This is a genomic window from Pseudoalteromonas sp. 68 DY56-GL68, assembly GCF_041414825.1.
Lineage (GTDB): Bacteria > Pseudomonadota > Gammaproteobacteria > Enterobacterales > Alteromonadaceae > Pseudoalteromonas.
In genome coordinates this window covers 145,457-159,229 of the sequence record NZ_JAOCZL010000025.1, presented here as the reverse complement: position 1 = coordinate 159,229, position 13,773 = coordinate 145,457, and the positions used below count along the sequence as shown (strand labels likewise).

Sequence of the window (13,773 nt, the reverse complement as noted above, 5' to 3'; positions counted from 1 at the left end):
TAATGGAATTAGAAAATAACAATGAAATGGATGCACTTACAACTTAAGGTACTGGCTGTTTTTTTATTCTTTGTGAGCTGTTTTGCAAGCGCTGAAGACTATCAGATTGCGCCCGCAGCTAACTGGGTAAAACACCATGAGTTACTTATCCCTGAGATTCCTCGAGACCAAATACGAGACGGGACTTTCTACCTGATGCTCGACACTCAGCTTCAGGTATCTGAGCAAGCCCCACAGCAACGCTTTAATCGCACCGTAATGCAAGCGGTCAATCAGTCTGGGGTTGATTATATAAGCCAGCTGAATATTGATTTTGACCCAAATTATCAATCTCTTACGCTCAATAGCTTAGGCATTATTCGTGACGGTCAATATATAGATAAACTAAATAGTGCCGAGCTACAGGTGTTACAACGTGAGACCGACCTAGCAAGTCGAATATACAATGGCACATTAAGCCTAAATATCATTATTGATGATATGCGTGTCATGGATATATTAGATTACAGCTATACGATTTCGGGCAGCAATCCGGTTTATCAACACTTTAGTACCATGCGCACACTAAACTGGTCGGTGCCGATAGTGCAGCAATTTATGCGGGTAAAGTGGCAAAAGCCTACGCCCTTATATATCAACTTTATGAATGGCGAGTCACCAGTTACTAAAACCAAGCTAGATACGGGTTTTGACTACCAAATTAGCCAACACAATGAGCCTACAATGATCTCAGCAAGTGAAGTACCTTATTGGTACTCACCTTACAAGGAAGTGTATTTTTCTGAAGTAAATAATTGGCAAGAGGTGATCAATTGGTCGTTACCTTTGTACCAATCAGCCATCGAAGTGAGCCCTGCTATTGAAATAATTGCCCGTCAAATTAAGTTTCAACATGCCGATTTAGAGTCTCAAATTGTGGCGGCCCTACGTTTTAGCCAAGACGACGTGCGTTATTTGGGCCTAGAAATGGGCGCCAACTCGCATCAACCTACTCCTGCATCAGAAACCTTGGCACTGCGCTATGGCGATTGTAAAGACAAAACCGTCTTGCTCATCTCTTTACTTAAAGCGCTCGGCGTAGAGGCTCACCCTGCTTTAGTTAACACCGAAGGCAGAAAACGTACTGCCAGCTTACCGGTATCTCCTAGCTTATTTGATCATGTCATTGTCACTTTAGAGCACCAAGGTAAGCGCTATTGGCTCGATCCGACCATTTCTTATCAGCGCGGCAATTTAGAACATTTAGCTCAACCGAACTACGATGTAGCGTTAATAATTAAGCAAGGTGAAACAGGCTTTACTGATATGCTCACAGAGCCAACCCTTAAACGCATACAGGTTTTTGATAGTTATCAGATCCCAGAAGGTATTGACGAGCCAGTTAGTTTCTCAACTCAATATAAATACGGCGTCTTTGAAGCAATAAATCGTCGTAGTTCAATCGCTAAAAACAGCTTAAAAAGCGTAGAAGATGATTATCGAGAATATTATCAAGATACCTACAAAGGCTTAAAAACAGCCAAACCTATGCTGGTTGAATCTCCAGAGGACACCGGTCAGCTAATTACCAATGAGCACTATACTATTGATAACTTTTGGCGACCTGATGGTAATGATTTTAAAAACAACTTTTACGCCAGTGACATTCGAAGCTCGGTTTATAAACCTGAACAGCGAGAACGTAACAATGCACCAATGTGGTTTCGTTACCCCAATAATATCGAAACAACAATAGAGGTTACTTTTACGGACTCTAATTGGCAGTTTGATGATGAGCAGGTCACGATCGATAACCCATTTTTTCATCTCGAAAAACGCGTGACATTTAAAGACTCGGTGTTGACCTTATTCTTTGATTACAGTGCTAAGCAGGATCATATTCCAGCCGATCAAATAGACCTTTACCTAAGCGAACGCAAAAAACTCAATAACGCGACCCATTACGGCATCATTAAATACGGCACAAATAGCGCCACAACCACACCAGTGGATGACGAAACCAATTGGTATAGCGTTTTTATTTTAAGTTACTTGGCAGCAATCATCTTTTTCATCGGCGCTTGGCGTATAGAAGCAAGTAACCGCCCATTTTTTGCTGAGCAACAGTTCTACCCTGTCAGTAACAGTAAGTTTGTTATTTACAGCTTATTGAGCTTAGGAATATTCATTAACTACTGGAGCTATCGCAACTGGAAAGCGATAAAAGAGCAGCAACAAAGCCATATAATGCCGATTGCCCGAGGGATATTTGCACCACTGTTTTTTATTCCGTTGTTACTTCAGCTTTGCAAGCATAGCGAGCAAACCTTTGGCAAAAATAAGATCATGCCCGTTGCGGTTGGGTTCGTGTTATGGCTGGCGATTATCATTTCTGAAGTCGTAAGCTATAACTGGGAATATGGTACCTGGCTGTTTTTAGTGACACCTATTTTATGGTTGCCGCTGGTTAATTACATTCAAAACCTCAAGCAACCTGAACAGGCTCTTGAGTACCACTCTCAATGGCGAGCGAGGCAGGTTATCATTTCGATATTCATGTTGCCTTGGTTATTTTATGGCTTAATTTATGAGCTATATTTGTTGCCAAATTCAACCATAGTAACCGGCGATAAGCTATGGTCGTATCAAGTTAACTTTTTAAAACGAAAAGAGATCATCCCAGCAAATGAGAATGTGCAATACTTTTATAGCGATGCCTTTGTTGATTTTAAAACTGATGGAAACGGCATCACAGAAAACACAATTTTTAGTTACTGGGAAAATGAGCAAGGTGTGCTCGAAAAAGATCAGCGCAGCTTTAGTGACATTAAAAAGCTCAACGTCGATTATGCTAAAAGTACCCTACTAACCACCACGGTAACAGTAATTGACCACAATGGTGATGAAATGATGTTATTTTTAAGCCATGAAGATGGTTTAGATAAAAAATTTGTCGCTGAGGTAGAGCGCTTAATGAAAGCCAATACCCCATCAACTGAGCAAAACGCTGATTAAGTAAGTCGCTTAATCATGCGTTTTAAGGCGGGCGCTTTCAAAGGCTTATAAAGCAATGGGTAGCCCGCATCGAGTACTAACTCACGTATACCTTCATCATGATTCGCGGTATTAACGATGGCCGGTAACGCAGTAAGGGCTGCTTGCTCAATCACTTCAAGGCCCGTTACCCCATCATCCAGCTGATAATCGATAATCAGTAATTGCGGTAGTGCTTGGCTTGCCTTTAACTGCTCAAGGTCTGCTAAATTAGTGGCTGTGGAGATCTCGCAGCCCCAATTTTCTAGTAACTGCTTTAATGCCTCTAACACATTTCGATCATTATCAAGCAGCCAAATACGCAGTTGACCAAGCTCTGTTTCTTGCTGCGCTTCTGCGCTTTGCTCTTTACTCGCTTGACGGCTGACCTTACATGGCAGTGTTAAAGTGAACTGCGTTCCTTTTCCAAGCTCAGAGCCCATCACTAAAGGGATTTTTAAAAGGTCACAAATACGCTTTGTGATTGCAAGCCCTAGCCCTAACCCTTCAGCACTTGGTTTAGCACCAAGCTGTTTAAACTCTTGAAAAATGGTTTGCTGATCACTTGCAGCAATGCCTATTCCTGTATCTTCAACAATGAATGACACATGATCATCATCGTCATGATGCATTTTTAAGCGTACTTCGCCTCGCTCAGTGTAACGAATGGCATTACTGAGTAAGTTTCGCAATACTCGGCGTAACAACGCTTTATCTGTGTGCAAACGCACATCACAAGTCTCAATTATAAACTTTAAACCCTTATCAGTTGCGAGCGCTTCATAATCATTGCGCAGCGGCTCTACAAGTGAGCTGGCTGCAAACTCGCTCATTTGTACTTTAAACGAACCTGAATCGAGCTTCGTTAGTTCTAAAATACTCGATAACAGTTCTTCAGCACTGCCTAATGAATTTTTAATATTCATCGCTAATTCTTTAAGCTCAGTGCTTTGTGCTTTTTCATTCATTAATGAACAAAACAAACTCGCGGCATTGAAGGGCTGAAGTAAATCATGACTCGCAGCAGCAAAAAAGCGTGTTTTACTGACTGTTGCTTGTTCCGCCACCTGTTTTGCCTTTGATAGCTCTTGATTTGCTTGAGTAAGTGCTAATGTACGTGCTGTTACTTTTTCCTCAAGGCTGACATTGGCTTCTGTCAGCGCTTTCTGTTGCTTAACAAATTCAGTAATATCTGTATAGGTTGTTACAAACCCTCCCCCTGGCAGTGGATTACCTTGCATCTCAAAGACACGGCCATCATTGTGCGAACGTTGGTATTTATATGCACTGCCTTGGCGTAAATACGCTAAACGTTTTTCGACTTCGCTGGTCACACTTTCGCCCCTGAACAGACCACGCTCAGCATTAAAACGAATAATATCAGCCACCGGACGCCCTATATATAGAGCATCGTCTGGGTAAGCAAACATATTCTTATAACCTTGATTCCACGCTACAAGTCGCAGTTCACTGTCGACTACACTGATCCCTTGTTGGATGTTTTCTATGGTTGATTGTAGTAAATCACGATTAAATTTAAGAACTTGACTTGCTTCATCAACAAACTCAGCAACTTGTTCTAGTGGCTGGCGCTGCTCATTTTTAGCTACATCTAAAATGAGCCGTGCCGATGCCCCGCCAATCACCGCTGACATCTCACGCTCAACCAGTAGCTCTAATTCAACATTAGCAGGGCGCTTCCACTTACCTTTATCATCAGGGAAATAATGGTTTACCAGAGATTGCGCGGCCTCTTTCTCGGCAAATCGCTGCAATAAAGCTCCTAAATCATGATAACTAAGTGGATGTAGGTGGTTGCTGATCCGTGAGTCACTTAATTGAGAAACAAATTTATTACTCTGCAAGCGTTCAGCCAAAGTTGCACGACTAAATAACGGCACCAAAAAATACACTAAACAGTTCGCACCTAACGATAACAGCAAGGCTTGGCTAATGCTTTCCATGCCTAATGAGAATAAATTGGTGGGTGCAAGCCAGCTAATCCCCCAAGGCCCATTCACGAGCCACAAGCTATCGTTACCTAATCCGCCTGCTAGGTTTGGCAGTAATAGCGTGTAACCCCAGATGATAAAGCCACTTAGTATACCAAGCTGCGCACCTCTACAAGAGGCTTGTCGCCACCACAGACCAATAATCATAGCTGGTGAAAATTGTGCAACCAAGGTAAACGACATTAAACCAACATTAGCAAGCGTTGTGCTCTCGCCCAGTACCCGGTGAGTGAAATAGCTAAGTAATAAAATGAGTACGATAACGATTTTACGCGCGTGTAGAAGGTTATTTTTATCGAGTCCACGGCTACTCGATGTAAGCTGCGAGCGGCGTAAAATAAACTGATTTATAAAGTCATTGGTTATCATCACAGAAAGTACAATTGATGACACAATTACCATACTGGTTGCAGCTGAAAAGCCGCCTAAAAATGCCAGTAATGCTACAAAAGCATTGTCAGCTGCCATAGGAAGTGCCAGTACAAAGGTATCGTAGCCAACTTCTTGACCTTGAAAATAAATTAATCCGGCGTATGCAATCGGTAAAATAAACAGATTGATAAGTAATAAGTAAATCGGAAATAGCCAACGTGCCGAAGCCAATTCTTTATCGTTATTTTTTTCGATAAAGCTCATATGAAACTGCCTTGGCAAGCATAGGGTTGCCAAAATACCGAGTAATGTATGGGCAACATACACATAGGTTGGGCTTTGTGTTACAGCTACTTGCTGATCGATATTCAGCGCCTGTGCTTTTTCAAACAGTGCCATGGGGCTGTCAAATAATGCAAAGCACACATATAAACCCACTGCAACAAATGCCAATAACTTAACCACAGACTCAAAAGCAATACTCGCAATAAGGCCAGGGTTATGCTCACTGGGTTTTAGCCGCCTTGCACCAAACAAAATAGCAAATAACGCTAAAACAAGGGTGATGTAAAAAGTGCTATCGGCCCACACTTCATGACTTTGTGTGACGGCTCTGTCGGTAAGTAAATTCATACTTTGTGCGGTCGCACTAAGCTGTAAAGAGATATAAGGCACAATCGCAATCACAGAAATAAGTGATATTAGCCCTGATAAGCTTGAAGATTGTCCATAGCGGGTGGCAATAAAATCTGCCATCGACGTTATTTTTTGCTGCCGACAAATATGTGCAATGCGACAATATACCTGCCAGCCAAAAATAAACAGTAAAATAGTGCCAGCATAAGTCGGTGCTAACCACCAGCCGTTATATGCTGCTTGTGCCGTGGTGCCAAAAAACGCCCAAGAAGTACAATATACCCCAAGCGATAAACCATAGGTTAAGCCTTTAAAAGGCAGTACTTTTCTTTTATCAGCCCAGCCTGCAACAGCAAATAGAATTGCTAGGTAAATAATCGCAAGTAGGCTTATTGACCAAATTGAGAACATCGCATTTGATTATTTTAATTATTATAGCTTCAGCATAGTTTTTATTAGTCATAATTTACAGCCCAACTTTAGTGCTAATACATTGTATTTGAGAAGATTAAAAAACAAACACAAAGAAATGAGAATTATTTTCACTTAGGTGTTGACAGATAGCTAAATCTAATTGATAATCACTATCAACAAGTCGACAACGCTTTATGACTTGTTCGGAATAAACTGATTTGTTTCTCGACCCTGAAACACGTGTGGCCCACGATAAAGCTAAGATCGCCTGTTGCTGATCGCAACGCCCCTTGATGTTGGCAACAGGTGATCACCTACTTGCTACATTGCTCATATCGGTGACGGTAGATATGAAACTAAAAAAGCCCTTGCAGGGCTTTTTTTATGTCTGAAACAAAGTAATCAATGTGTCGAAAAATAAAAAACAGAAATGATAATTATTTTTATTTAGATATTGACAGCTTGTCAAATCTAACTGATAATCAATATCAACAAGACGGAAGAGCATTACGACTTGTACGGGATAACCTGATTGTTTCAAGACCCTGAAACACGTGTCGCCACGTTAAAGCTTAGCTCACATATTGCTAGCCGCAACGCCCCTTGATGTTGGCAATATGTGGGCACCCCTACTTATTTTACTTGCTACATTGCTCATATCGGTGACGGTAGATATGAAACTAAAAAAGCCCTTTCAGGGCTTTTTTTATGTCTAAAAATCAACGTTTTAATTTTAACGACGGTTTTTACGCGCACGGGCACGGCGCTGCTTTTTCTCTTCTTCTTTAGCGGCTTTTTTTGCCTCTAACGCGGCGCGAAGCTGTGCAACCATTTGCTCTTCTTCTTCACGCATGGCTGGTGTTTCCATAGTAATGCGACCAATAATGCCATCTCGTAATTCATTAATAAGAATTTCAGACATTTTATAAGTATCGATCTGATTTCCACCACGAATACAGCCACGCTTTTTGCCTGCCATTTCAACAAACTCCCAGTCAGACTCTGGTAGCTCATCAATTTTATAGCGACTTTTTAAAAGCTCAGGATATGCATGCAGTAAATATTCGGCGGTGTAACTTGCCACCTCTTCATAATCAATGGCCGTATCACGAATTGCACCCGTTGCCCCTAAACGGTAACCTGAGTTTTCGTTTTCTACTTTTGGCCATAACATGCCTGGCGTGTCGTAAAGCATAATGCCATCATCAAGTTTAATTCGTTGCTGAGCTTTAGTTACCGCAGGTTCATTACCCGTTTTTGCTACAATTCGGCCCGCTAGGGTATTAATTAGTGTTGATTTACCAACATTGGGAATACCCATGATCATGGCTTTAATTTGTTTATCAGCGCCCACTTTATGCGGCACTAATTTTTTACAAAGCTCATTAATACGATGTACTTCACCTGCTTTATCATTCCCAAAATCAATCGCTTTAACGCCACTTTGCTGCTCAAAGTAGTCTTTCCATGCTTGCGTTAATTTAGGATCTGCAAGGTCCGCTTTATTCATGATTTTAATGACCGGCTTATCGCCACGCAGCGCTGTTACCATAGGGTTTTCACTGCTGTAAGGAATACGGGCATCAAGCACCTCAATGATCACATCCATTTGTGGCATAATTTCTTTGATTTCATTACGGGCTTTATTCATGTGCCCTGGGAACCACTGTATTCCTGTTCTACTCATTTGATTTTCAAACCTTTTAATTAAGCCAATAACACCATGGGGTACTATGCGGGGTACTGGGTGAATAATTTCGATTTATCACCTCAATTAATAGTGAGTAGTTTACTACATAACCCTTCTAAAATTCTTGTATAAATAAACCCTGAAGCAACTCTTAGTATGAAAGTGTAATTTATGTTCATGGACAAAAATACACCAATGGTTTATATTTACGACAAAATAATGCATTTTATAAACCATAAGGTATATGTTTGCTGAACGATTCACTCGTGCCCGAAAAGCTTCAGGCTTATCAATGCAAGCCTTAGCTACCGCAGTTGGTGTATCCGCTAATGCGATAAAAAAATATGAGCATGGTACTGCCATGCCCTCTTCATCTAACTGATTAAAACTAGCCAGCGTACTAGAAGTGCGCACAGAATACTTTTTCCGACCTATAAAAGTAAAATTAGAGGGTGTGGAATATCGTAAGCGCGCAAGTACGCCGCAGAGGATTTTAGATTGCATAAATGGTGATGTTTTGGATCAGGCTGAGCGCTGGCAAGAGCTTTTAAACTTCTATCCAGACTCGATTAAACCTATTACGCCGTTTTCACTACCAGTACATTACCTGATGTGATTGCTTCATATGATCAATTAGAAGATATTGCTATCACTATGCGCAACGAATGGGGATTAGGTTTAAATCCTATTCATGACATGATTGATACGTTAGAGTCGAAAGGTGTGATGATAATTTGCACTGATGTAGAAACCAGTAAAAAATTTGATGGTCTAGCGGGTAATATTAATGGGCTGCCTGTTGTTGTTATCTCTTCGGCACAAAGCGGCGATCGCCAACGGTTTACACTTGCTCATGAATTAGGTCATTTAGTACTACATAACCGACTTTCTGAAAACTTAGATGAGGAAAAGGCGTGTAATTACTTTGCTGGGGCTTTTTTATTACCTAGTACTAGCTTAATACAGCACTTGGGTAAAAGCCGAACACAACTAGAAGCTCAAGAACTATATATGCTCAAGCATGAATACGGCATAAGCATGCTTGCTTCTTTGTATCGTGCTTTACAGTCAGGCGTCATATCACCTCAAACTCAAAAGAATATGTTCATTTGGTTTGGTAAACAGGGCTGGCGTACCCAAGAACCGGGCGAACCTTACCCTCATGAGGATACTTACCTGTACAAGCAGCTAGTGTATCGTGCGCTAAGTGAAGACTATATTGGAGTATCTAAAGCAGCAGAGCTATTAGGTGTATCACTTTCAAGCTTCCACAAAGAGCGAAAGTTAGAGGTGCTTTAATGCAGAACCTTTCCATTCACTTTTGTAATGAAGATTTGGATTTGATGGTATATTAGCAGGCCTACCACCCTCTTTACTCAACTCCCTAAATTGCGTCATCGTCTCAACACCCAATGTCCGAGCAATTCGACAAGCTTCATGAAACTCAACGAATCGCCCACAACCAGGTGAGTTTTTAGGAGCTAAAACTTCTGACCATTTACAGCCATATACATTAGGTGGGCGCTTAGGAATAGACTCTGGAAATTCATCACCTTCACTGGCCTCAAGCCACTCTTTAATTGAAGATAACTTTTTCTCTCGAGCATATCTTGCTGCTTCTGTAATTGATACGTATTTATCTTGGGACATTCGTTTAAAGTATCTTACACATAATTTTTTTAATTCTACGATCAATTTTTAAAATTTTAAACATTATGAATTTCTAAATTACTAACAACTTTAGCTATACTAAGTATTTAGACTTGTAATGGTGCTATTCAATTGGCATAGCTCATTACTATTCACAAAACGAGCAACATTTCTTTCAAGTATGAGAAGCTGAGTAGACATGCATTAACTGATAACTATTAGCATCTTTCCAACTAATTTTGCCATTTCTATTATATCTACTAACGCAGTTCATCATCACGAATTTTAATGCGGCAGTATGAAAGCCATACTCTAACAATTCTCATTTGAGATGAAAGTATGTTGCCATCTACAATTATACACTCAACTAACCACCTAACTTAGACATTACAATTTAATTAGAAGTTAAAAAAACTTGAAGCTATAAAAATAATGCCCGAAAAAAGCCAAACTCCACAGTACTTCACCCAGTAATTACTATTCAGATAAGTGACATTAGGATTGTTAGAGTCAATTAAAATTGTACAATCAATCCCATTTTTAAACTGGGCTATAAGCTGATGATCAAATGCAATATAAACACTATAAATCTTGCTTTTAAATTCATAGCTGACTAATATTTTTTTGTAGTAGAAAAGCTCTAAATTGCGCACGTTATTATCAATTACATTGTTAATGTTTACAATTTTACAAACTCGCCAATGGTGCTTATCATAACGAATCCTGAGCCATCTTATCAATGTTAGTAAGCTCAACATAACGAAACAAAGCCCTAATAATAAAAGTAATAAGCTACTCATTTTTTTAATGACTTATAAATATAATGTGCAGTTATAAGATCACTTAACGCTGTGCCAACAGACTTAAATACTGTTATATCGGATTCACATTTTCTCTCATAGTTATTTTTTTTAGCTAGATCCGCAAGCTCGCCGGATATATTAGCTTCATCAAAAACTCCTTCAGAAATAGGAATCAACAATTCACCAGCTTCAGCAAGAACATTCTCCTTGCTATCTACATATACCTTACTTTGTGCGATAGTAACACTGTCACATTCGCGCGAGTCGCAGCGATGATTACCAATCAAATCAACATGCGTACCAGGCTTTAACCAACCACCTTTAAATAATGGCGTTGGTGAACCTGTTGCGCAGCTGATCACATCGGCACTTTTAATAACTTTTTCACAACTTTGTCCGATAACAAACTCAATATCAGTAAATGCACGCTGTAAGCTATTGTGTAAAACAGCAACTTTATCTTGATTACGCCCAATTAACGTTACACATTTAAAATCGCGCACACTCAAGTGTGCTCGAACCATATACTCAGCTAAATTGCCGCTGCCAAAAAACACTAAATGCTGGCTATCTTTTCGCGATAAATAGTAGCTTGCCAAAGCAGATACTACAGCTGTGCGCCAAAGTGTTACACGTGTACCATCAACTAGAACAAGAGGTTCACCATGAGCGCGAGAGAACAGCATTATTTTTGAATAAAGTGACGCATACTCACTATCAGTATTACTTGGAAAGTAGGTAAATGCCTTTACTCCAATAACCTGTTCATTCCATGCTGGTAATACGGCAAATGCGTCATGGTTTGTGTCTGTTTTATCTAACTCATACACATGACGCTTGGGCATAGTAAACTGCTGAGCAAACCCTTTTTGTAAAGCAATGCGAAGCGAGTCAAAATCTAGGACAGCATCAATTTGCGTTTGATCTATTACTTTCATCCTACCCCTCCAATTCGAACGGCTTAGGAGCCTGGGTTAATACTTCATAACCATTTTGAGTTATTAAAATATCGTCTTCTATTCGCACACCACCAAAATTCGGAATGTAAATACCAGGTTCAATCGTGATCACATTACCTGCCTCTAATACATGACGGCAATTTTTATTAATAAAGGGCAACTCATGTAAAAACAAGCCAACTCCATGGCCCAACCCTTGCCCTGCCCATTTACCAAAACCAGAGTCATCGAGTACTTGCTGTGAGATATTTTGTAAGTCTAGACAGTCAACACCTGCTTTGAGTAGGTTGATCGCTGCTTGCTGAGCATTGCTTACGCTTTGATAGATTGCTGATTGTTTCTTTGAAGCTTTACCAAGTACATAACTGCGAGTCATATCAGAGCGGTAACCATTCACCACTGCGCCAAAGTCAAGAGTAATAAAATCACCTTTAGATAGAGTACGTTCACTCGGGCTGCCATGAGGCAGTGCACAACGCTCTCCAAACATTAAAATAGTGGCAAACGACATTCCTTCAGAGCCTAGTTTTTGCATTCTGAATTCAAGTTCCAGCGCTAGGTCTCGCTCTGTTACACCTTCTTTAAAATAGGGTAATGTTTGTCTAAGCGCTTCGTCAGCAATGGCCGCAGCCGCTTTTATTTGCTCGACTTCCCAATCATTTTTAACCATGCGTAAACGTTCAACCATACCGGTAACTTGTGTAACTGTATGACTAGTTAACTCACTTGCCACTTGCTGCCAAAGCGCAACATCAATAAAAGCGGCATCAAAACCTAATTGACTATTAGTCGTTAAAAAACGATTTATGCACTGACCTAATGTTTCACTATCACGATCACGGCTGACAACCTCAAAGCCAATAGACTCTTCTTGAGCTCGGCCAAAATAGCGATAATCGGTTATTAGTACACTTTCCTCCGCAGTTATTAACGCGTAAGCAGCATTACCGCTAAAGCCACTTAAGTAACGAATATTTTCATGGCCTAATACGAGTAGCGCTGTTAACCCATTTTTTTTTAATGCCTGCTTTAGTAATTGTTGGCGAGAGGTAAATTGATTTTTCATCGAAATATAAATCCTTGCTTTAGGGGATCATTTGGATCAATTAAAAAAGTATGTTTGCCAGTGACAAAAGCTTCACCGCTCACTCTAGGTATTACTGCATGGGTATCAGCTAACATGCGTTGCGCTTTTAGCTCAACTGAAAATATAGAGCCTAAAATACTCTCTATTTTTATTTGCTGTCCTAATTTAAGCCTGCCTTTTGCAAACTCTAATGCAGCTCTGGCACTCACGCCGGTACCAGTAGGGCTGCGATCTAATTCGCCCTCAGCAAAAATGCAGACATGGCGGCTAAATACAGAATGACTTTTTTGTGAATTTGAATAGAAAATCACCCCATATAAAAAACTTAATGCATCATCGGTCGGGTGTTTTGGTTGGTAGTGGCTATTAACATCCTGCTTAATGATTTTTCCTAAGCTAATAATTTGTTCATGATCGTTGGGCGCCAAACTTACATCCAAAGTATCAGCATCTACAAAAGCATAATAAGCGCCGCCATAAGCAATATCACAATTGACGGTACCAAACAGAGGTATCTCTATTGGCATATCAAGTTTTTCTGCATAACTTGCAACATTATCAAAATAAACACTTATTAGTTGGTTATTTCGAAGAGTAATATACGCCTTGATAAGCCCTGCAGGTGTATCTATACGTAATTCATTAACGCCTTCAATAAAGTTGCAAATGCTGCTATCTTTAGCTGCTGTGGCAAGCGCAATGATAGCGTGACCACACATTGTGCTATAGCCTTCATTATGTAAAAACAGTACGCCAAAATGGCTATCTTTACGTTCAGGTTTTGTGATCAACGCGCCGTACATATCAGCATGACCTCGGGGTTCGAACATCAGTGCTTTACGTAGGTGATCGAATCTTGTTAGGCAATCAGCTCGCTTTTCAATCATGGTTTGCCCTTGTAGTTCAGCAAACCCATCAATGATTATGCGTAAAGGTTCACCGCCGGTATGCATATCAAGAGTATCCACTTGCAGCCAACCATCTTTAGGCTGTTGCCAATGAGAATATAAACTGTTCGTCATAGTTAACCTTAAAATTTATACGAAAAATGCCAAGCAGTTTCCTGCTCAGCATTAAGGCTGTATGGCTCAAATGAGCATGTGCTTAAACATCAAAACAACACACTAAATTACCCTAA

The 13,773-nt window shown here is 40.3% G+C and carries 7 protein-coding genes and 1 pseudogene; 2 read left to right on the top strand and 6 right to left on the bottom strand.

Annotated elements, in window-relative coordinates; translation table 11 throughout:
- Positions 1 to 21 precede the first annotated feature (21 nt).
- Positions 22 to 2,994, top strand: coding sequence for a DUF3857 domain-containing transglutaminase family protein (locus tag NYF15_RS21160; protein ID WP_371354600.1), 2,973 nt, complete (start codon positions 22 to 24; stop codon positions 2,992 to 2,994).
- Here the strand turns inward: NYF15_RS21160 and NYF15_RS21155 are convergent.
- Together NYF15_RS21155 and ylqF are read right to left on the bottom strand one after the other, a co-directional pair.
- On the bottom strand, positions 2,991 to 6,443 hold the full coding sequence (locus NYF15_RS21155) for a PAS-domain containing protein (protein WP_130150942.1): 3,453 nt from the start codon (positions 6,441 to 6,443) through the stop codon (positions 2,991 to 2,993). The genes NYF15_RS21160 and NYF15_RS21155 overlap by 4 nt on opposite strands.
- 736 nt (positions 6,444 to 7,179) lie before the next feature.
- On the bottom strand, positions 7,180 to 8,133 hold the full coding sequence (ylqF, locus tag NYF15_RS21150; protein ID WP_371354599.1) for a ribosome biogenesis GTPase YlqF: 954 nt from the start codon (positions 8,131 to 8,133) through the stop codon (positions 7,180 to 7,182).
- Positions 8,134 to 8,380: 247 nt separating this feature from the next.
- On the opposite strand from ylqF, the pseudogene NYF15_RS21145 reads away from it, so the two are divergent.
- Positions 8,381 to 9,435: pseudogene (locus tag NYF15_RS21145) on the top strand (helix-turn-helix domain-containing protein).
- Here NYF15_RS21145 and NYF15_RS21140 read toward each other — a convergent pair.
- The 4 genes from NYF15_RS21140 to NYF15_RS21125 form a co-directional block, all read right to left on the bottom strand.
- Positions 9,421 to 9,786 (bottom strand): hypothetical protein, encoded by a 366-nt coding sequence (locus NYF15_RS21140; RefSeq protein WP_371354598.1) that lies wholly within the window; start codon positions 9,784 to 9,786, stop codon positions 9,421 to 9,423. The pseudogene NYF15_RS21145 and the gene NYF15_RS21140 overlap by 15 nt on opposite strands.
- A gap of 796 nt (positions 9,787 to 10,582) precedes the next feature.
- Complete coding sequence (locus tag NYF15_RS21135; RefSeq protein ID WP_371354597.1) at positions 10,583 to 11,527, bottom strand: ornithine cyclodeaminase family protein; 945 nt, start codon at positions 11,525 to 11,527, stop codon at positions 10,583 to 10,585.
- Position 11,528: 1 nt separating this feature from the next.
- Positions 11,529 to 12,614 carry a Xaa-Pro peptidase family protein gene (locus tag NYF15_RS21130; protein WP_118845670.1) on the bottom strand — a complete coding sequence of 362 codons (1,086 nt, stop codon included), beginning with the start codon at positions 12,612 to 12,614 and terminating at the stop codon, positions 11,529 to 11,531.
- A complete protein-coding gene (locus tag NYF15_RS21125; RefSeq protein WP_371354596.1) occupies positions 12,611 to 13,657 on the bottom strand; it encodes a proline racemase family protein in 1,047 nt (348 codons plus the stop codon). Before NYF15_RS21125 ends, NYF15_RS21130 begins: the two co-directional genes overlap by 4 nt.
- Positions 13,658 to 13,773: the final 116 nt, after the last annotated feature.